19 protein-coding genes and 1 pseudogene are annotated in these 19,729 nt (G+C 72.2%); 8 read left to right on the top strand and 12 right to left on the bottom strand.

The window, feature by feature from the left end; translation table 11 throughout:
- Nucleotides 1–36 precede the first annotated feature (36 nt).
- The 5 genes from ACH4ZX_RS36280 to ACH4ZX_RS36300 all read right to left on the bottom strand — a co-directional run bounded on the left by ACH4ZX_RS36280 (nt 37) and on the right by ACH4ZX_RS36300 (nt 3,953).
- The gene (locus tag ACH4ZX_RS36280; RefSeq protein ID WP_360754620.1) at nt 37–456 is read right to left on the bottom strand and encodes a TOBE domain-containing protein; all 420 of its coding nucleotides are present in this window, start codon (nt 454–456) and stop codon (nt 37–39) included.
- Between the two features lie 28 nt (nt 457–484).
- Nucleotides 485–1,690 carry an ABC transporter ATP-binding protein gene (locus ACH4ZX_RS36285; protein ID WP_398282497.1) on the bottom strand — a complete coding sequence of 402 codons (1,206 nt, stop codon included), beginning with the start codon at nt 1,688–1,690 and terminating at the stop codon, nt 485–487.
- Nucleotides 1,687–2,565, bottom strand: a complete 879-nt coding sequence (gene modB, locus ACH4ZX_RS36290; RefSeq protein ID WP_398282499.1) for a molybdate ABC transporter permease subunit — start codon at nt 2,563–2,565, stop codon at nt 1,687–1,689. The genes ACH4ZX_RS36285 and modB overlap by 4 nt, the downstream gene beginning before the upstream one ends.
- Nucleotides 2,562–3,395, bottom strand: coding sequence for a molybdate ABC transporter substrate-binding protein (gene modA, locus ACH4ZX_RS36295; RefSeq protein ID WP_398282501.1), 834 nt, complete (start codon nt 3,393–3,395; stop codon nt 2,562–2,564). Before modA ends, modB begins: the two co-directional genes overlap by 4 nt.
- Before the next feature lie 159 nt (nt 3,396–3,554).
- Nucleotides 3,555–3,953, bottom strand: coding sequence for a helix-turn-helix transcriptional regulator (locus ACH4ZX_RS36300; protein ID WP_324787332.1), 399 nt, complete (start codon nt 3,951–3,953; stop codon nt 3,555–3,557).
- Between the two features lie 272 nt (nt 3,954–4,225).
- Between ACH4ZX_RS36300 and ACH4ZX_RS36305 the strand changes: the two genes are divergently transcribed.
- The 5 genes from ACH4ZX_RS36305 to ACH4ZX_RS36325 all read left to right on the top strand — a co-directional run bounded on the left by ACH4ZX_RS36305 (nt 4,226) and on the right by ACH4ZX_RS36325 (nt 10,158).
- Nucleotides 4,226–5,692: a glycoside hydrolase family 43 protein gene (locus ACH4ZX_RS36305; RefSeq protein WP_398282583.1), complete on the top strand. Its 1,467-nt coding sequence runs from the start codon at nt 4,226–4,228 to the stop codon at nt 5,690–5,692.
- Nucleotides 5,693–5,927: 235 nt separating this feature from the next.
- The gene (locus ACH4ZX_RS36310; RefSeq protein ID WP_398282585.1) at nt 5,928–7,223 is read left to right on the top strand and encodes an extracellular solute-binding protein; all 1,296 of its coding nucleotides are present in this window, start codon (nt 5,928–5,930) and stop codon (nt 7,221–7,223) included.
- A 6-nt stretch (nt 7,224–7,229) separates the two neighbouring features.
- Nucleotides 7,230–8,228, top strand: coding sequence for a sugar ABC transporter permease (locus tag ACH4ZX_RS36315; RefSeq protein ID WP_360754609.1), 999 nt, complete (start codon nt 7,230–7,232; stop codon nt 8,226–8,228).
- A gap of 59 nt (nt 8,229–8,287) precedes the next feature.
- Nucleotides 8,288–9,052, top strand: coding sequence for a carbohydrate ABC transporter permease (locus ACH4ZX_RS36320; protein WP_398282587.1), 765 nt, complete (start codon nt 8,288–8,290; stop codon nt 9,050–9,052).
- Between the two features lie 56 nt (nt 9,053–9,108).
- Entirely contained in the window at nt 9,109–10,158 is a 1,050-nt protein-coding gene (locus ACH4ZX_RS36325; RefSeq protein ID WP_398282504.1) for an endo-1,4-beta-xylanase, read from the top strand.
- Nucleotides 10,159–10,355: 197 nt separating this feature from the next.
- Here ACH4ZX_RS36325 and ACH4ZX_RS36330 read toward each other — a convergent pair.
- The 3 genes and pseudogenes from ACH4ZX_RS36330 to ACH4ZX_RS36340 all read right to left on the bottom strand — a co-directional run bounded on the left by ACH4ZX_RS36330 (nt 10,356) and on the right by ACH4ZX_RS36340 (nt 12,718).
- Nucleotides 10,356–11,405 (bottom strand): annotated as a pseudogene (locus tag ACH4ZX_RS36330) (LacI family DNA-binding transcriptional regulator).
- A gap of 144 nt (nt 11,406–11,549) precedes the next feature.
- The gene (locus ACH4ZX_RS36335) at nt 11,550–11,738 is read right to left on the bottom strand and encodes a DUF5999 family protein (protein ID WP_324784809.1); all 189 of its coding nucleotides are present in this window, start codon (nt 11,736–11,738) and stop codon (nt 11,550–11,552) included.
- Nucleotides 11,739–12,136: 398 nt separating this feature from the next.
- The gene (locus ACH4ZX_RS36340; protein WP_398282506.1) at nt 12,137–12,718 is read right to left on the bottom strand and encodes a hypothetical protein; all 582 of its coding nucleotides are present in this window, start codon (nt 12,716–12,718) and stop codon (nt 12,137–12,139) included.
- A 550-nt stretch (nt 12,719–13,268) separates the two neighbouring features.
- On the opposite strand from ACH4ZX_RS36340, the gene ACH4ZX_RS36345 reads away from it, so the two are divergent.
- A complete protein-coding gene (locus ACH4ZX_RS36345) occupies nt 13,269–14,786 on the top strand; it encodes a glutamate--cysteine ligase (protein ID WP_398282508.1) in 1,518 nt (505 codons plus the stop codon).
- A 213-nt stretch (nt 14,787–14,999) separates the two neighbouring features.
- Nucleotides 15,000–15,812 (top strand): type II CAAX endopeptidase family protein, encoded by an 813-nt coding sequence (locus ACH4ZX_RS36350; protein WP_360754600.1) that lies wholly within the window; start codon nt 15,000–15,002, stop codon nt 15,810–15,812.
- Here ACH4ZX_RS36350 and ACH4ZX_RS36355 read toward each other — a convergent pair.
- The 4 genes from ACH4ZX_RS36355 to ACH4ZX_RS36370 form a co-directional block, all read right to left on the bottom strand.
- On the bottom strand, nt 15,802–16,620 hold the full coding sequence (locus ACH4ZX_RS36355) for a PhzF family phenazine biosynthesis protein (protein WP_398282510.1): 819 nt from the start codon (nt 16,618–16,620) through the stop codon (nt 15,802–15,804). The genes ACH4ZX_RS36350 and ACH4ZX_RS36355 overlap by 11 nt on opposite strands.
- Before the next feature lie 204 nt (nt 16,621–16,824).
- Complete coding sequence (argG, locus tag ACH4ZX_RS36360) at nt 16,825–18,270, bottom strand: argininosuccinate synthase (RefSeq protein WP_398282512.1); 1,446 nt, start codon at nt 18,268–18,270, stop codon at nt 16,825–16,827.
- Nucleotides 18,271–18,443: 173 nt separating this feature from the next.
- Nucleotides 18,444–18,836 carry a VOC family protein gene (locus ACH4ZX_RS36365; protein ID WP_398282514.1) on the bottom strand — a complete coding sequence of 131 codons (393 nt, stop codon included), beginning with the start codon at nt 18,834–18,836 and terminating at the stop codon, nt 18,444–18,446.
- Entirely contained in the window at nt 18,833–19,135 is a 303-nt protein-coding gene (locus tag ACH4ZX_RS36370; protein ID WP_398282516.1) for an ArsR/SmtB family transcription factor, read from the bottom strand. Before ACH4ZX_RS36370 ends, ACH4ZX_RS36365 begins: the two co-directional genes overlap by 4 nt.
- 86 nt (nt 19,136–19,221) lie before the next feature.
- On the opposite strand from ACH4ZX_RS36370, the gene ACH4ZX_RS36375 reads away from it, so the two are divergent.
- Entirely contained in the window at nt 19,222–19,659 is a 438-nt protein-coding gene (locus tag ACH4ZX_RS36375; RefSeq protein ID WP_398282518.1) for a GNAT family N-acetyltransferase, read from the top strand.
- Nucleotides 19,660–19,729: the final 70 nt, after the last annotated feature.

The raw sequence follows: 19,729 nt of genomic DNA on the forward strand, positions 1-19,729 counted from the left end.
GGTGCGAGGGCCCCGCTTCGGCGGGGCCCTCGCGCGTCACGCCGTCGCCAGCGCGACCTCGGTCGACTTGATCAGGGCCACCACGGGGGTGCCGGTCGCCAGCGCCAGGTCCTGTGCGGCGTCCTCGGTGATCGCGGAGGTCAGCTCGCCGCCCTCGACGGCGACCTCCACCGCGGCCATCGCGCGGCCGGCGGTGATGCCGGTGACCGTGCCGGGGAGCCGGTTGCGGATGGACAGCCCCTCGACCGGGCCGGTGGCGAGGGCGACCTCCGTCGACTTCACCAGCGCGTGGACGGCGGAGCCCGCCTCGAGTCCGAGTTCCTCCACGGCGTCCAGGGTGATCGCCGCGGTGAGGTCCTGTCCCCCGGCGAGGCGGACCTTGACGGTGGCCATCACCTTGCCGCGGGTGACGTCGGTGACGGTGCCGGGGAACTGGTTGCGGATGCTCAGGGTCATGGTCGCCCACCGTAGTGGGCGGGGTGCGTCAGGCCGGGTAGGCGTGCGTCTGCGTCGCCTTGACCGTCGCCCAGACCGGTGCGCCGGGGTGCAGGCCGAGTTCGGCCGCGGCCACCGTGGTGAGGTCGGCGGCCAGCGGGAGCTCGCCGGTGAGGTCCACCCGGATCTGGTCGCCGTGGGTCTCCAGGCCGGCCACCTCGCAGTGCCAGAGGTTGCGGGCGCTGGAGCCGGTGGGGCGGGCCCGGTGCAGGGTGACGGCGCCGGGCGGGAACGCCACGAAGGCCGGGCCGGACAGGACCTCGGTCGTGGTGAGGGACGGTCCGGCGTCCAGGCGGACGGTGTGGCCGTCGGCCTGCCCCCGGTAGAGGTTCAGCCCGACCAGTTGGGCGATGTAGTCCGTGCGGGGGCGACGGGCGATGTCGGACGGGGCGCCCTCCTGCACGACACGGCCGTGCTCGACGACCACCAAGCGGTCGGCCAGCACCATGGCGTCCAGCGGGTCGTGCGTGACCAGGACGGCGACGGCCTCGAAGTCGGCCAGGTGGCGGCGGAGCCGGGCGCGGACCTCCAGGCGGGTGCGGGCGTCGAGCGCGGCCAGGGGCTCGTCCAGCAGGAGCAGCCGGGGCCGGATGGCCAGGGCGCGGGCGAGGGCGACACGCTGGGCCTGGCCGCCGGACAGCCGGCGCGGCTTGACGCCGGCGTGGCCGGCGAGGCCCATGCGGTCCAGCAGCCCGGCGGCCAGGGCGCGGGCCTCCGCCTTCGTCGCGCCCTGGCAGCGGGGGCCGAAGGCCACGTTGTCGAGGGCGGTCAGGTGCGGGAAGAGCAGGTAGTCCTGGAAGACCACGCCGACCGGGCGGGCCTCGGGCGGCGTACGGTCCAGCTCTGCGCCGTCGAGGCGCAGGTGGCCGTCGGTGAGCGGGACGAGACCGGCCAGGGCGCGCAGGGCGGTGGTCTTGCCGGCGCCGTTGGGGCCGAGGAGGGCGACCACGTCGCCGGGGGCGGCGGTGAGGGTGATGTCGAGGCGGAAACCCGCGCGGTCCACGACGAGATGGGCGTCGAGGCCCGCGCCCGGGTCGTCGTCGGCAGGTTGATGCTCAGCCCTGCCCGGCGCGTCGGCCGGGGGCTGGAGCTCGGACTTGCGGGGCGCTTCGGCCGGGGGCCGGTTCCCGGCCGAAGCGGGGGCGTCCGTGGGGGGCTCGGGGGTGCCGGGGGCTGGGGAGGGCGGGTTGGTCATGACGTCGTCATCCAGCGGTCCCTCAGGCCCGCCAGGACCGCGATCGACACCGTCAGCAGCACCAGGCTGAGGGCGATCGCGGCGGCGGGGTCGTTCTGCAGGGCGAGGTAGACCGCGAGCGGCATGGTCTGGGTGCGGCCGGGGAAGTTGCCCGCGAAGGTGATCGTCGCGCCGAACTCGCCCAGGGCCCGTGCCCAGGCCAGTACGGCTCCCGCGGCGATGCCCGGGGCGACCAGCGGCAGTGTCACCCGGCGGAACGCGGTGAAGCGGGACGCGCCCAAGGTGGTGGCCGCCTCCTCGTAGCGCGGGTCGGCGGCGCGCAGGGTGCCCTCCACGCTGATGACGAGGAACGGCATCGCCACGAACGTCTCGGCGAGCACGACCCCGGCGGTCGTGAAGGGCAGGGTGACGCCGAACCAGGCGTCCAGCCACCGGCCGACCACCCCGTTGCGGCCGAGCGCGAGCAGCAGCGCGACACCGCCCACCACGGGCGGCAGGACGAGCGGCAGGGTCACCAGCGCGCGGACCAGGCCGCGTCCGGGGAAGTCGGTGCGGGCCAGCAGCCAGGCCAGCGGCACGCCGATCACCAGGCTCACCGCGGTCGCCGCCGTCGCGCACAGCAGCGACAGCCGCAGGGCCTGCCACACCGCGGCGCTGGTCAGTTGGTCCGGCAGGGTGCTCCACGGCGCCCGCACGAGCAGGGCGACCAGCGGCAGCAGCAGGAACGCCAGGCCCACGAGGGCGGGCAGCAGGAGGGGCAGCGGAACCCCGCGCCCGCTCGCCCGCCCGGTCCGGCGGCTGACGCGGGCGCCGTCGCGCCGCGGCCCGCCCTCGAGGAGGTCGGCCGCGGCGGCGGAGCCGTCGGGCGCGGTCACGGCTCGAGGAACCCGGCCCGGGTCAGCACCTTCTGGCCCGCGGCGGACTCGACCAGCTCGATGAACGCCTTGGCCGCCCGGGCGTTGGGGGCGTTCTTGAGCAGGGCGACCGGATAGTCGTTGACGGCGTCGGCCGACTCGGGGAACTCCACGCCCTCCACCTTGTCACCGGCGGCCTTCACGTCCGTCCGGTACACGACGGCGGCGTCGGCCTCCTTCAGCTCGACCTTCGTCAGGGCGGCCTTGACGTCCTGCTCGTAGGAGACCGGCGTCAGCTCCAGCCCGGCGGCGGACAGCGCCTTCTGGGCCGCGGCTCCGCAGGGCACCGTCCTGTCGCACAGCACGACCTTGAGGCCGGACTTCGTGAGGTCCTTCAGGGAGGAGATCCTGTCGGGGTTGCCCGGCAGGGTGGCGATCTCCAGCCGGTTGCGCACGAAGACAGTGGGCGTGCCGACCGCGTCCTTCCGGTCCGTCACGATCGCCATCGTCTTCGGGCTGGCGGCGGCGAAGACGTCGGCCGGGGCGCCGCCGGTGATGTTCGCGGCGAGGGTGTCGCTGCCGCCGAAGCTGAAGGTCACCTCGGTGCCGGGGTGCTCCTTCTCGAACTCCTTGCCCAGGGCGGTGAAGCTCTCCTGGAGCGAGGCCGCGGCGAAGACGGTGACCGTGCCGGACAGCTTCGGCGACGAGGACGCCGCGGACCCGGAGGCACCGGAGGAGTCCGAGCCCGAGGAGGAGCAGGCGCTCAGGAGCAGCAGGGCAGCGGCTCCCGCGCCGGCCGGCCGCAGGGTGCGGTGGGTCCGGCGGGTCCGGCGCGCGCGGTGGATCGTCACAGTGGCCACTCCTTCTGCCCGGGCATGGGGAGGACCGTCGGCCCCCTTCCCCTGCGCCGATCATACTGACGCATCTGCGAGATGTAAGTCCTCATCGGCATCGCATGAGCGATGGCATGGAGATGTATGGGGGTGCATGTGCGGTCGCGCGGATGAGCTTCACGCGCGGTCGACATGGACGTTTGTCGACTTCACTCGGGCGGTGGCCTCCATGCCGACCTCCAGCCCCAGTTCCTCGACGGCCTCGCGGGTCAGCAGGGAGACCAGCCGGTGCGGGCCGGCCTGGATCTCCACCTGGGCGGCCACGTCGCCGAGTTTGATCGCGGTGACGATGCCGGGGAAGGCGTTGCGGACCGAGGTGTACGGCGTCTCCTCCTCGCCGCCGCTGCCGGACCCGGCGAGTTCGACCGAGAACGCGGCCAGGTCCCGCCCGTCGATGAGCCGTCGTCCGCTGTCGTCGCGGTGGGTCGCCACCCGGCCGGCGTCCGCCCAGCGGCGCGCGGTGTCCGGGCTCACGCCGAGCAGTCGTGCTGCCTGGCCGATCGTGTAGGACTGCATGCGGATCACGATAGGGCGGTTCGCGGGCCGCGCGCGGACGCGGATGCCGGCCGCACGCGGGCGTGAATGCCGGCCGCACGCGGGCGTGAATGCCGGCCGCACGCGGGCGTGGGCGAGGGCAGCGTGCGGGCGCGGGGTTCGGGTGGCCGGCTCGCGCGTGGCCGGCTGCGGTCCGGCGGGTATCGCCGGCCGGACCGAGCTTCTACAGTTCCCTCCGTAAAGTTCGCCAATGAGGCCGAAACTTTCGACCTCATGGAGGGTGTGTGACGCGCATGCGGACCTTCGGCAATCCCGTCATCGGCGGCTTCCACCCCGACCCGAGCGTGTGCCGGGTCGGGGCGGACTACTACCTGGTGTGCTCCAGCTTCGAGTACTTCCCCGGCGTCCCGCTGTTCCACAGCCGCGACCTCGTCCACTGGCGGCAGATCGGCAACGTCCTCGACCGGCCGCGGCAGCTCGCCCTGCCGGACGGGACCCCGCCGTCCGCCGGGATCTACGCCCCGACCCTCCGCCACCACGACGGCCGCTTCTACATGATCACGACCAATGTCGGCAACGGCGGCACCTTCCTGGTCACCGCCGAACGGCCCGAAGGCCCCTGGTCCGACCCGGTGTGGATCGACGTGCCCGGGATCGATCCGGACCTCGCCTGGGACGACGACGGCACGTGCTGGTGCGCCGTCGCCGGAGTGGGCCTGGCGCGCATCGATCCCGGGACCGGGAAGGTGCTGGAGGAGCCGGTGAAGGTGTGGTCCGGCACGGGGATGCAGCACCCGGAGGCGCCGCACCTGTACCGCATCGGCGACTGGTGGTACCTGATGCTCGCCGAGGGCGGCACCGCGCACGGGCACAGCGTCTCCGTCGCCCGCGCCCGCTCCCCGCGCGGCCCCTACGAGCCGGCGCCGGACAACCCGGTCCTGTCGCACCGCGGCACCGATCTGCCGGTCCAGTGCACGGGCCACGCCGATCTGGTCCAGGCGCCCGACGGCAGCTGGTGGATGGTGCTGCTGGGCACGCGTCCGCGCGGGTACTTCCCGTCCTTCCACGTGCTCGGCCGGGAGACGTTCCTGGTTCCCGTGGAGTGGGCCGACGGCTGGCCGCAGGCCGGCCCGGTGCGGGAGCGGCACCCGGCTCCGGCGGCCTGGCACCCCTTCCCGCCCGAACCGGTGCGCGACGACTTCGACGCGGCGGACCTGGCGCCGTACTGGATCTCGCCGCGCAGCCGGCCGGAGGGGGCCTTCTCCCTCGGCGGGCGGCCGTCATGGCTGACCCTGAACGCCACGGGCGGCACCCTCGACCTGCCGGGCCACACCTTCGCCGGCCGCCGGCAGCAGCATCCCGACTGCCGCGTCGCGGCACGGATGGACCCGGGGACGGGCCGCGGCGGGCTCTCGGTCCGCATGGACGAGGCGCACCACTACGACCTCGAGGTCGCCGGCGGACAGGTGAGCGTCGTCGCCCGCATCGGGCCGGTCCGGCAGGAACTCGCGCGCCGTCCGGTGCCGCCGGGCCCGGTCACCCTGGGCCTGGAGTTCCGCGCCACGGTCTCCGGGCACGGCGCGGGGCCCGACACGGTCGTCCTCTCGGCCGAGGGCGGCGAACCCCTCGCCGAGCTGGACGGCCGCTACCTCTCCACCCAGGTGGCCGGCGGCTTCACCGGCCGCGTGATCGGCATGTACGCCACGGAGGGCAGCGTGGCGTTCGACTGGTTCGACTACGTCCCCCTCGCCGGCGGCTGAACCGCACGGCCGGGCGTTTCCGGAAGCCTTCGGAAACTGTCGGCCCCGCCCGTCGGCGCCTCAATGACCCCGCCTTCCGTGCGCGTCGGCCGCAGATTCACCGTGCACAAGGGGTTGCCACCGTTCAGGGGCTGTCTCTAGGGTGCGGCAACAACGCATCTTTCTGGATCATCTTCGAAACTTTCGATCCAGTGGACGGCCGTGGATGCGCCGTCCCGTACCCAAGGAGCGCATGATGGGCGACCGGGCACTGTCCCGCCGCGGCTTCCTCGCGGCCTCCGCCGCGGCCGGTCTCGGCATGACGGCACTGAGTGGTTGCGGCGGAGACTCGGACGGAGGGTCGTCGTCGGGGACGACCACCATCGAGTGGTGGAACATCTCCACCACCCAGCCGACGAAAAGCGTCTGGGCCGGCCTCGCCAAGAAGTTCGAGGCGCAGAACCCCAAGGTCAAGCTGAAGATCGTGCAGCTGGAGAACGACGCCTACAAGTCGAAGATGACGGCGCTGACCGCCTCCGGGAAGCTGCCGGACATCTTCCACACCTGGGGCGGCGGTGTGCTGCAGCAGCAGGTCGACGCCGGGCTCGTCGAGGACCTCACCGACCGGACCAAGCCATGGGTCGACGGGCTGCTGCCGGTCGCGAAGCAGCCGTACCTCCTCGACGACAAGGTGTACGGCATCCCGTTCGACATAGGCATGATCGGCTTCTGGTACAACAAGGCGCTGTTCGAGAAGGCCGGTATCAGCGAACCCCCCACCACCTGGGGCGGGTTCCTCGAGGCCGTGAGCAAGCTCAAGTCGAAGAAGATCACCCCCATCGCGCTCGCCGGCAAGGAGAAGTGGCCCGGCATGTACTACTGGGCGTACCTGGCGATGCGCACCGCCGGCGTCGACGCCCTGAGCAAGGCCGCCGACGACAAGGACTTCACCGGTGCCGGATTCGTCCAGGCGGGACAGCACCTGAAGGACCTCGTCGGACTCCAGCCGTTCCAGAAGGGGTTCCTCGGCGCCGCCTACTCCACGCCCACCGGGCAGGCCGCCACCGTCGGCAACGGCAAGGCCGCCATGGAGCTCATGGGCCAGTGGGCCCCCGTCGTGGAGGCGGACGCGGGCAAGGGCCTCGGCGCGGACCTCGGCTTCTTCCCGTTCCCGGCCGTCGAGGGCGGAAAGGGCGCCATCACCGAGGTGTTCGGCGGAGGCGGCGGGCACGCCCTGCGCAAGGGCGCCCCGCAGGCGGCCGTCGACTTCCTGAAGTTCTTCGCCTCCGAGACCACGGACCTCGAACTGGTCAAGAAGACCCACACCCTTCCGGTGGTGCCCGGAGCCGAGAAGGCGCTCTCCGACCCCAACACCAAGTCCGTACAGGCCCAGTTGAAGGCCGCCACCGGCTTCCAGCTCTACCTCGACCAGGCCTACGCGCCCGCCGTCGGCCAGGAGATCAACGACAGCGTCGCCGCGCTCATCGCCGGTTCCAAGTCGCCCGCGCAGGTCACCCAGGCGATCACCAAGACCGCGAAGGAAGAGCAGTAGCCGGCGATGACCTCCACTTTCCTTCCGGACAAGCGGACGGGGCCCGGGGTCGTCGTCCCGCCCCCGGCCGGAGCCGCGGCCCGGGGGCGGGCCCGGCGGCGGGCGCTGAACTGGTTCACCGCGGTCGGCTTCCAACTGCCCGCGCTGGTGCTGTTCGTCACGCTGGTGCTGCTGCCGATGCTCTTCGCGCTCTACGCCGCCTTCTTCCGGTGGGGCGGCTTCGGCATGCCCTCCGACTACATCGGCGGCGACAACTTCACCCGTCTGTTCGACGACCCCGTCTTCCTGGGCGACCTGTGGCGCTGCCTGGTCCTGGTCGTGCTGTCGCTCGCGATCCAGCTGCCGTTCGCGCTCGCCATGGCGGTGCTGCTCAACCAGCGGCTGCGCGGCCGGGCCGTGTACCGGATGCTGTTCTTCGCCCCGTACGTACTGTCCGAGGCCATCACCGGCGTGCTGTTCAGCATGGTCTTCGCGCCGGGCGACGGGCTCGCCGACCACGTCCTCGGCGCCGTCGGACTGGACGGTCTGGGCGGCGAGTGGTTCGCCGACCCCTCCTACGTCATGGCCACCCTGTTCCTGGTCATGACGTGGAAGTACTTCGGCTTCCACATGATGCTCTACCTGGCCGGACTCCAGTCCATCCCGGCCGAGTTGACCGAGGCGGCGCTGATCGACGGCGCCGGCCCCTGGCAGCGCTTCCGCAACGTCACCCTGCCGCTGCTCGCGCCCACCCTGCGCATCAGCGTCTTCCTCTCCGTGATCGGGGCGATCCAGCTCTTCGACCTGGTCTGGGTGATCACCCAGGGCGGGCCCGACCACCACTCCGAGACGATGGCCGTGACCATGTTCCAGTACGGCTTCAAGCGCTACCAGGTCGGCTACGCCAGCGCGGTCAGCGTGGTCATGTTCGGCATCTGCCTCGCCTTCGCCCTCGCCTACCAGCGGTTCGTGCTCCGCCGCGACCTCGAAGGGGCCACCACGACGATGAGGGGAGCCGGCAAGTGAGCCGCAAGACCGCACGCACCCTGCCCCTGCACCTGATCCTCGTCGCGGTCGGCGCGGTGATGGCCGTACCCCTGGTGTACGCCGCCCTCTCCGGCTTCAAGTCCACCGACGAGCTCTCCCGCAACCCCTTCGGACTGCCCGAACACTGGCTGACCGGCAACTACACCGGCATCCTCCGCTCCGGCGACTTCTGGCGGCTGGTCGGCAACAGCACGCTCATCGCGGTGGGCACGACCGTGCTCGTGGTCGCGGTGTCCGCGCTCGCCGCCTTCTCCTTCGCCCGGTTCGCCTTCCGGGGGCGGGAGTTGCTGTTCACCGTCTTCACGATGGGGCTGATGTTCCCCTTCGCGGTGGCCGCGCTGCCGCTGTTCCTGCTGCTGCGCTCGCTGGACCTGCTCGACAACCCGCTGGGCGTGATCCTGCCGCAGGCCGCGTTCGGGCTGCCGATGACCATCATCATCCTGCGGGCGTTCTTCCGGGAGATCCCCGGTGAGCTGGAGGAGGCGGCCACCCTCGACGGCTGCACCCCCTTCGGGTTCTTCTGGCGGGTGCTGCTGCCGATGGCGCGGCCCGCGCTCGGCACGGTCTCCGTGCTCGCGGTCGTCACCAGCTGGAACAACTTCTTCCTGCCGCTGCTGGTGTTCACCGAGAACACGTGGTGGACGCTGCCCATCGGCGTCCAGCAGTTCCAGGGCGAGTACTCCGCGGAGTACGCCCGGGTCTTCGCCTACCTCGTGCTGGCGATGGTCCCGGCCCTCGCCTTCTACTCGGTCGCCGAGCGTCAGCTCGTCGGCGGCCTCACCGCCGGCGCCACGAAGGGATGACGCGCGCCCGCGGACGTACGGCTCACCCACACCATCCGACCGTGAGGAGTCGCACCATGCGCAAGCACCGCCTGAGACTCGTCGCTGCCGTGGCCGCCGTCCTGGCCGCCGCGGGCGCCGGCACCGCGTCGCCCGCCCAGGCGCACGACAGGCCATCCACCCTCGCCGACCTGGCCGAGCGGCACGGACGCTACTTCGGCAGCGCCACCGACAACCCCGAACTCACCGACACCGCCTACACGGCGGTCCTCGGCAGCGAGTTCGACATGATCACGCCCGGCAACGGCATGAAGTGGTACGCCACCGAACCCGAGCCCGGCGTCTTCGACTGGTCCGCCGGCGACGAGATCGCGGACCTCGCCCGCCGCAACCGCCAGCGGTTGCGGGCCCACACCCTGGTCTGGCACAACCAGCTGCCGAGCTGGCTGACCGACCGCGAGTGGACGGCCGACGAGCTGAGGGCGGTCCTGAAGCGGCACATCCTCACGGAGGTGCGGCACTACCGGGGCAAGGTCTACTCCTGGGACGTCGTGAACGAGGCGTTCAACGAGGACGGCACCTACCGCGAGACCATCTGGTACAAGACCCTCGGCCCCGGCTACATCGCCGACGCGCTGCGCTGGGCCCACCAGGCCGACCCGCACGCCAAGCTCTATCTCAACGACTACAACATCGAGGCCGTCGGCCCGAAGTCCGACGCCTACTACCGGCTGGCCCAGGACCTCAGGGCCCAGGGCGTCCCGCTGCACGGCATCGGACTCCAGGCCCACCTCGCCCTCCAGTACGGCTATCCGGCCACCCTGGAGGACAACCTGCGCCGCTTCTCCCGGCTCGGCCTCGACACCGCGCTCACCGAGGTCGACGTCCGCATGCTGCTGCCGGCGGACGCGGAGAAGCTCGCCGAGCAGGCCCACTGGTACCGGGACCTGACCGCGGCCTGCCTCGCGGTGCGCCGCTGCGTGGGCATCACGGTGTGGGACTGGACCGACAAGTACTCGTGGATCCCGGCGTTCTTCCCCGGAGAGGGCGCCGCGCTGCCGTGGGACGAGGAGTTCCGGCCCAAGCCGGCGTACGCCGCGATGCGGCAGGCGCTCGGCGAAGGGTGACGGCACGGACCCGCGCCGGGGGAGGTGCCTCGCCGCTGCAGGGTGGCGGCGAGGCATTCCGGCGCGCCGCCCGAGGCCGGGCGGGTCGGCGTGGCGGGGGCTGGGCGGCTGGGTGACGTGGCCCGGTTACCGGCAGCTGGCGGGTGAAGCGGTGACCGGGGTCGACGGTGTGCGGGTGCGGTGCGGCGGTGTGCGGTTCAGGCTGCGGGCGGCGCGGGGGCGGTGCTGGAGCGGACGATGAGTTCCGTGCCCAGCTCCACCCGTGATGACTCCGGCCCCTCCGCGTGGGCCAGGCGGAGCACCGTCCGCACGGCGAGCCCGCCCATGCCGGCCAGGGGCCGGCGCACGGTGGTCAGCGGCGGGGCCGACCAGCGGACCTCCGGAAGGTCGTCGAAGCCGACCAGACTCATGTCCTCCGGCACCCGCAGGCCCCGTCGGCGCAGGGCCTCGATCGCGCCGAGCGCCATCTGCTCGCCGGCCGCGAAGACGGCGGTCGGCGGCTCGGGCAGGTCCAGGAGGGCGGTGCACCCGGTGATGCCGGACTCGGGACGGAAGTCGCCGGGGACGACGAGGGTCTCGTCCACCGTGATGCCGGCGCTCTCCAGGGCGGCGCGGTAGCCGTCGAACCGGGCGCGGGAGCACAGCAGCCGGGGCGGGCCGGCGATCAGCCCGATCCTGCGGTGGCCGAGGGCCGGCAGGTGCTCGGTGGCCGCCAGGCCGCCCGCCCGGTCGGCGGCGCCGATGGTGGGGACGTCCAGGCCGGGTGAGCCCGCCGGGTCGACGACCACCAAGGGGACGCCGAGGGCGCGCAGTTACCCGTGCAGGACCGGCTCCAGGGCCGAGGTGACGAGAATGACGCCGTCGCAGGCGCGGGCGCGCAGGTTGCGCATCCACTCGCGGGCGTCGCCGAAGCGTCCGTGGACCGCCGAGACCACGGTGCCGACCCCGGCCGCGTGCGCGGCCTCCTCCACGCCCCTGATGATCTCCACCGCCCACGGGCTGTCGAGGTCGTCGAAGACCAGGTCGAGCAGTGCGGCGCGGGTGCCCGGGGCGGCGCGCCTGCGGTAGCCGTGGCGCAGCAGCAGGTCCTCGACGAGCGCCCGGGTCCTGGGCGAGACGTCGGAGCGGCCGTGGACCACCCGGGAGACGGTCGGCACCGACACCCCGGCCTGCCGGGCGATCTCCGTGATGGTGACCTTGCCGCGGGCCTCGGTCCGTTCCCCGGCGCCGGACTCGTGCGCTGCCATCCCCACCTCCGCCGCTGCCCGCCTCGATACGTCCGGGAGCGGAGGGTGAGCGACGCCGGGCGCGCGTCAGGGCCGGTTCGCGGCGGGCGTCCGCGAGCCGGCCCCTGGGAGCTGCGGGCGGTCGGCGTACCGCCCGTTCGTGAATCAGGCGGCCGTCATCACGCGGTGCGGGGCGATGATCTGACCGTCCGGCAGGAGCTCACCGGTGTCCTCGAAGAGCAGGACGCCGTTGCACAGCAGGCTCCATCCCTGCTCCGGGTGGTGCGCCACGAGTCGGGCGGATTCCCGGTCGGCGGAGTCTGCTGAGGGGCACGGTGGCTGGTGCTGGCACATGGGTGGGATCTTTCGCTCTGTCGTGGTGTTCGAGATGGATGGTGTGTCCGTGTCGCGCCGTGAAGCCTCGTCCATGGCCGCCCCCCGTCGACAAGTCGGTCGGAACCCAGTGTTGCCCCACGGGCGTCGATCCGCAGGGATTTCGCAGCACCGCTTCTCACAGGTTCAGGACGCACCGTCCCCCGCGGGCGGTTCAGCGCGGCCGCACTGTCCCTTCGGGTGGTTTCACATGGCCGGATGGGGCTAGTCCCGACCGGTCGGAGCCGGCTGGGCGCGCGTGCGAGCACCTCGTGGCTCGAACGAGCGGAACGGGTGGCGGGGGTGGGAGTGAGGTGGCGGCGTGCCCCCGCCCCCGGAGTCCGGGAGCGGGGGCACGCGGATGGTCGGGCCGGGTGGGCTCAGGCGGTCTGGCGCAGCAGGGGCGCCGGGGTCACCCGGCGGGTCAGCGTCGGCAGCAGATCGGCGACCCGGTGCGGCTGGTGCGCCGCGATGCCGGGAGGGGCGGGCGCCAGCGGGACCAGGATGTCCGTGGCGGCGGGGTTGCCGGTGGCGCCGTCCGCGGCGCAGTCGCCGTGCAGCCACAGGGTGAGCATGTACAGGCCCGGCACGGACAGCAGGCGGGGCTGGTAGGGCTGGGTCAGCGTCTCGGCCTGCCGCAGCGCCTGTTCGGTGGAGGGGATGTAGGGACCCTCGAAGAAGTGCGAGAAGGCCCAGCCGTCGGCGGTGAGCGTGGTCTCGGCGGCGGCCACCGAGCGCTCGCCGGAGCGGATCAGGAACCGCCATCCGGCGAGCCGGGTGGTGGCGCCCGTGGCGGTGATCGCCTCCAGCACGTGGACGGGAAGCGGGAGCTCGGGAGTGACGGGTCCCTGGTGGCGCAGCAGGGACGGGGTGCGGGCCTCACGGACGGCGGTGGGGGAACCGAGCGCGGTGAGGACGGAGCGAAGTGCGGGCGTGGGAGCCGGGGGGACATGCAGCGGCATGGTGGGTCGCCTCTCATTCGGCAGGCACGGTGACGCGAGGGCGGGGGCGGACGGCGCTGTCTGCTCACGAGGCCAGGGAGGCGGGGGCCGGGGTCTGGTAACGAGGGGTGTGGGTGAGGCCTGCCGTACGTCGCCTCGACGGCGGGTTCCATGACCGCGGGTGCCAACCCTCTGCCTGTTCGCGGAGTTTATACGAGGTATGTTCAGGCGGTGTTTCGGCTAGCCCTTTGTGGTGTACCCGGCAAGGGTGCATTCGGTCGGCGATACGCGGGAATCATCCCGATTCCCGGCCGACTCCGCAGCGGTGACCTCGGAGAATGTCCGGGAGGTGGTCGGCCAATTCTCGTCGGCGTTTTTCACGAGTTCGTGAGCTGTCCGCAACTGCGTTGTGACGCATGCCCGGCGAATGTGCCGCGGGTCACTTCCTCCAGCGTAGCGGGCCACGAGCCCGCGTGGGGGCGTTATCGATCGGCTGGGCTGGGCATTATCCCACGTGACCAGGACGCCGGCGGCCGATCTTCGGCCCGCCCATTCGAGGAGGGACGCTTCGATGGGGGAGAAGGTCGTGGCAGGCGGGTTCGACCTGTCCGATCGGCAGCACTACCGGGACAAGCTCCGGCGGTGCCTGACGGGGCTCGAGCGGTTGCTGGCTCAGGAGCGCTTCGATCGGCCGAAGAACCTCATGGGTCTCGAGATCGAATTGAATCTGGTCGGCGCCGACGGCATGCCCAAAATGCTGAATGCGCAAGTACTCGAGCGCATCGCGAGCCGGGACTTCCAAACAGAACTCGCCATGTTCAACCTGGAAGTCAACATCGCCCCACACCGATTGGGCGGGCGGGTATTCGACCGGCTCGCCGAAGAACTCCGTACGTCACTGGCATATGCCGACAGAAAGGCGGGGGAGGTGGACGCCGGAATCGTGATGATCGGTATTCTGCCGACGCTCGACCGGGACGACCTGGTCTCCTCCAACCTCTCCGCGGTGGACCGCTACACCCTGCTCAACGATCAGATCGTGGCAGCCCGCGGCGAGGACTTCGCGCTCGACATCGACGGCGTGGAACACCTCAGGTGCACGTCGAAGTCCATAGCGCCGGAGGCCGCCTGCACCTCCGTGCAACTGCACCTCCAGGTCACCCCGGGCCGCTTCGCCGACGTGTGGAACGCGGCACAGGCCGTCGCCGCCGCCCAGGTCGCCATCGGCGCCAACTCCCCCTTCCTGTTCGGCCGCGAGCTGTGGCGCGAGTCCAGGCCCCCGCTGTTCCAGCAGTCCACCGACACCCGCCCGCCGGAGCTGCAGGCCCAGGGCGTACGCCCGCGCACCTGGTTCGGCGAGCGCTGGATCGGCTCCGCCCACGACCTCTTCGAGGAGAACCTGCGGTTCTTCCCGGCGCTGCTGCCGATCTGCGACGAGGAGGAGCCGCTGGAGGTCGTCGACGCGGGCGGCGTCCCCAAGCTCGCGGAACTCGTCCTGCACAACGGCACGATCTACCGCTGGAACCGCCCGGTCTACGGCATCGCCGACGGCGTCCCGCACCTGCGCGTGGAGAACCGCGTGCTGCCCGCGGGCCCCACCATCACGGACGTCATCGCCAACGCGGCCTTCTACTACGGCGTCGTCCGCGCCCTCGCCGAGGAGCCGCGTCCGGTGTGGACCCGGCTGCCCTTCGAGGCGGCCGCCGCCAACTTCGACGCCGCCTGCAAGCACGGCATCGACGCCCGCCTGGAATGGCCGCGGCGCGGCCGGTACGCCGGTACCGCCCAGGTCGACGCGGTGACCCTGGTGCGCGACGAGCTGCTGCCGCTCGCCGAGGCGGGCCTGACCGCGTGGGGCGTCGAACCCGCCGACCGCGACCTGTACCTGGGCGTGATCGAGGAGCGGTGCCGCCGGCGGGTCAACGGCGCCTCGTGGCAGGCGGCCACCTTCCACCGGGCCCTGGAGTCGGGGCTGTCGCGGGAGTCCGCGCTGGCGGCCACCACCCGGCGGTACTGCGAGCTGATGCACGTGGGGGACCCGGTGCACACCTGGCCGGTGGGCCTGCCCAAGCCCGTGCCCCTGGGCTGAGGGGCCGGGTCGTTCCCGGCCGGTGCCCTGCCTCTCGCGGCGGTCCCCTCGGCCTCCTCCTCGTCGGCGTCCGCAAACCCACGGCGATCACGAGCGGCGCCGGCGGGGGTCGCGGGCGCCCGCCTCACACTGATCGTGCATGCTGTGACGTCCCATGACGGTGGCGCTCTCCCCGGCGGTGCCGGTGGTGTGGCCATGAGGCGTGAACAGTCAATGGAGGCAGGTGTGCAGGCAGAGGCGGGCGCGGTGGCCGGTTCCTCTCCCGAGGAGCGGCCCTCGCGACGGATCTTCCGTGACGAGACGCTGCTCGTCCTGGGGCTCTCGCTGGGCGCGAGCGGTGTTTCCGCCCTGATCAGCTTTGTCGGATCGGTCACCCGGCCAGGCGGCCTGAAGGACCAGGCGGCCACGCTCAACGCCTCGGCCGCGCCGGGGCGCCCCTGGCTGGATCTGGCCTGGCAGCTGTTCGGGATCGCCACCGCTCTGGTGCCGGTCGCGCTCGTGGCGCACTTCCTGATGCGTGAGGGGCAGAGCCTGCGCACGCTCGGCTTCGACCGCACGCGGCCCTGGCCGGACCTCGGGCGCGGGGCCGCGGTCGCCGCGGTGATCGGCAGTACCGGCATCGCCTTCTACCTGGCCGCGCGCGGGCTGGGCTTCAACCTCACGGTGGTGCCGGAGGCGCTGCCCGACGTGTGGTGGAAGTACCCCGTGCTGGTCCTGTCGGCGGTGCAGAACGCCGTCCTGGAAGAGGTCATCGTCGTCGGCTATCTGCTGCGCCGGCTCGGGCGGCTGGGCTGGACGCCCGGAGCCGCGCTGATGGGCAGTGCCGTGCTGCGCGGCTCCTACCACCTCTACCAGGGCATCGGCGGCTTCGTCGGGAACATGGTGATGGGCGTGGTCTTCGTCCTGCTGTACCGGCGCTGGGGCCGGGTGGGGCCGCTGGTGGTGGCGCACTCCCTGCTCGACATCGGGGCGTTCGTCGGGTACGCGCTGCTGGCGGGAAAGGTGGGCTGGCTGCCTACGGCGTGAGCAGTGTCCCCTCGATGACCGTGACCGCGCGGCCGGTCAGCAGGGTGCGTTCGCCCCGCAGCTCGGTGCGGACGCGGCCGGGCCGGGGGGAGGCCTGCAGGCCGGTCAGGACGGAGCGGCCGAGGCGCTCGGACCAGAACGGGGCGAGGGCCGTGTGGGCGCTGCCGGTGACGGGGTCCTCGTCGATGCCGACGTTCGGGAAGAAGCAGCGCGAGACGAAGTCGTGGCCGGCGGCCGGGTCGGCGGCCGGCGCGGTGGCGATGATGCCGCGCCCGGAGTAGGCGGCCAGGGCCCTGTGGTCCGGGTCGAGGCCGCGGACCGTTCCCTCGTCGGCGAGCTCCAGCAGCAGGTCGCCCACGTTCGGGCCGGTGTCGAAGGCGGCGCGCGGTGCGGCGCCCAGCGCCTCGGCGACGCCGTCCGGGACCTCGACGGGCGTGAGCGGCGCCGTGGGGAAGTCCAGTGTGACCGAGCCGTCCGCACCGGGCGTCGTGACGAGCACGCCGCTGCGCGTGGCGAACCGCGCCGGGCCCTCGTGGGCGCCGGTGGTGCCCAGCACGTGGGCCGTCGCGAGCGTGGCGTGGCCGCACAGGGCGACCTCGGCCGCGGGAGTGAACCAGCGCAGCGCCCAGTCGGCCTCCCCGCCCCCGGGCAACCGGTGCGCGAACGCCGTCTCGGCGTGGTTCACCTCCCGGGCCACCTGCTGCATCCAGTCGTCGTCCGGGAAGGCGTCGGCGTCGAGGAGCAGGACCCCGGCGGGATTGCCGGCGAAGGGACGGTCGGTGAAGGCGTCGACGATTCGTATCCGCATGCCATGACGCTAGGGTGCGCGCCGGCCCCCGGAACACATCCAATTCCGGCTTCCTGGCCCTTGTCGGGGTACGACGCCCGGAGCGGACGGGCCGCAGGCGGTGAGGCCCGGAGCGGACAGCGGCGGGCCCCGGCCCCGACGCCGTACGGGCGTCCGGGCCGGGGCCGGGGCCGGAACCTGCGGAGTGGTCTCCGTCCGGGACGGTCAGTCCGTGCCGGACTCCATGGCGGCGCGGTCCAGCAGTTCCTCGTCCTCCGAGACCTCGCCGCGGGAGGCGATGGCCTCGGCGCCGCCCTCCGGCATGCTGCCGATCAGGCCGGTCGCGGCCGCCTGGGCGGCGCCGACGGCGGGGTGCGCGGTGCCGATCAGACCGATCCCGGCGTACTGCTCCAGCTTGGCGCGGGAGTCGGCGATGTCGAGGTTGCGCATGGTGAGCTGGCCGATCCGGTCGACCGGGCCGAACGCCGAGTCCTCGGTGCGCTCCATGGACAGCTTGTCCGGGTGGTAGCTGAACGCCGGGCCCGAGGTGTCGAGGATCGAGTAGTCCTCACCCCGCCGCAGCCGCAGCGTGACCTCACCGGTGACGGCCGCGCCGACCCAGCGCTGCAGCGACTCGCGCACCATCAGCGCCTGTGGGTCCAGCCAGCGGCCCTCGTACATCAGCCGGCCCAGACGCCGTCCCTCGGTGTGGTACTGGGCGACGGTGTCCTCGTTGTGGATCGCGTTGACCAGGCGCTCGTAGGCCGCGTGCAGCAGCGCCATGCCGGGGGCCTCGTAGATGCCGCGGCTCTTGGCCTCGATGATCCGGTTCTCGATCTGGTCCGACATGCCCAGGCCGTGCCGGCCGCCGATGGCGTTGGCCTCCATCACCAGGTCGGCGGGGGAGGCGAACTCCTTGCCGTTGATCGTCACCGGGCGGCCCTGTTCGAAGCCGATCGTCACGTCCTCGGTGGCGATCTCGACCTCGGGGTCCCAGAACCGCACGCCCATGATCGGCTCGACGGTCTCCACGCTGGTGTCCAGGTGCTCCAGCGTCTTGGCCTCGTGGGTGGCGCCCCAGATGTTGGCGTCGGTGGAGTACGCCTTCTCCGTGCTGTCCCGGTAGGGCAGGCCGTGGGCGATCAGCCACTCGGACATCTCCTTGCGGCCGCCGAGCTCGGTCACGAAGTCCGCGTCCAGCCAGGGCTTGTAGATCCGCAGGTGCGGGTTGGCCAGCAGGCCGTAGCGGTAGAACCGCTCGATGTCGTTGCCCTTGAAGGTCGACCCGTCGCCCCAGATCTGCACGTCGTCCTCGAGCATCGCGCGCACCAGGAGGGTGCCCGTGACGGCGCGGCCGAGCGGCGTGGTGTTGAAGTAGGCGCGCCCGCCCGAACGGATGTGGAACGCCCCGCAGGCGAGTGCGGCCAGGCCCTCCTCGACGAGCGCGGCGCGGCAGTCGACCAGACGCGCGACCTCGGCGCCGTAGGTCTTGGCGCGGCCCGGCACCGAGGCGATGTCGGGCTCGTCGTACTGGCCGATGTCGGCGGTGTAGGTGCACGGGACGGCGCCCTTGTCGCGCATCCACGCGACGGCGACCGAGGTGTCGAGACCGCCGGAGAAGGCGATGCCGACGCGCTCGCCGGCGGGGAGGGAGGTGAGGACCTTGGACATAGGAAGAGTATGCATGAATCCGCATGGCTATGCAAAGCCCTGTGCGGCACATGCCGTGCGAGGCGGTGCGAGGCCGTACGGCGCCGCGCGACGACCGTGCGATGTCGTGCGACGCCACGCGGCGACCGTGTGATGCCGTACGGACGGGCTGCGTGCGCGACGCGGTCGAGCGCCTACCGGGGCGTGGTCGCGATCTGGATCAGGTTGCCGCAGGTGTCGTCGAGGACGGCGGTGGTGACGGGGCCCGCCTCCATGGGCTCCTGGGTGAAGCGGACGCCGAGGCCGCGCAGGCGCCGGTACTCCGCCGTCACGTCCTCGACGGCGAACTGGGCGAGCGGGATGCCGTCCTCGACGAGCGCGTCCCGGTAGGTCCTGGCGGCCGGGTGCTCGGCGGGTTCGAGGAGGAGTTCGGTGCCGTCGGGCTCGTCGGGCGAGACCACGGTCAGCCACCGGTGCTTGCCGCCCAGCGGGACGTCGTGCTTCTTCGTGAAGCCGAGGATCTCGGTGTAGAAGTGCTCGGCCTTGTCCTGGTCGTCGACGAAGACGCTGGTCAGATGGATCCTCATGGGGTGCTCTCCTCCGGTCCGGACGTGTCGGGCGCGAGCCATCGCTCGGTGATCTGCCGCAGTGGGGCCGTGTTCAGGTCGTGGAACTTGCAGCGGCCCTCCCGCCTGGTCTCGACGAGCCCGGCGGCCTCCAGCACGGCGAGGTGCTGGGAGACCGCCTGGCGTGAGATGCCGAGCCGGTGCTTCATGCTCAGCCGGGAGCAGATCTCGAACAGGGTCTGTCCGGACTTCTCCGTGAGCTCGTCGAGGATCGTGCGGCGGGTGGCATCGGCCAGGGCTTTGAACAGGTCGTCGGCCACCACCCGAGAATAGGCAAGTGGTCACTTGCCTATCAAGCACCGACGCGCGCCCGGCGTTCCGGGCCGACGGTGGATAGGCTCCCGGCATGCACCTCCGTGTGGACGTCGTCAGGGAAGCGAGCCAGGAGATCGTCGACGCCTTAGGCCGGCTGTTGCCGCAGTTGTCGTCGACGGCGAAGCCCCTCGACCGGGAAGCGGTCGACCGGATGGTGCGCTGCGACGCCAACACCGTGCTCGTGGCCCGCACCCCCGAGGCGATCGTCGGGACTCTGACGCTGGTGCTGCTGCCCCTGCCTTCCGGACTGCGGGCCCGCATCGAAGACGTGGTCGTCGACGGTGCGGCGCGAGGCCGTGGAGTTGCCGGTCTGCTGACCGAGGAGGCCGTGCGGATCGCCCGGGAGGCGGGCGCGCGGACGGTGGATCTCACCTCCCGGCCGGATCGTGCGGCGGCGAACCGGCTCTACGAGCGCATCGGGTTCCGGAGCAGGCAGTCGACCGTCTTCCGCCTCCCGCTCGACCGGTAACGCGGAAGTCTCAGTCACCCGCATCGTGACGGGCCTTGTCGTGCGCACAGTTCCGATATATCGTTGAGTC

The sequence above is a fragment of the Streptomyces sp. NPDC020490 genome (assembly GCF_044335305.1).
GTDB lineage: Bacteria > Actinomycetota > Actinomycetes > Streptomycetales > Streptomycetaceae > Streptomyces.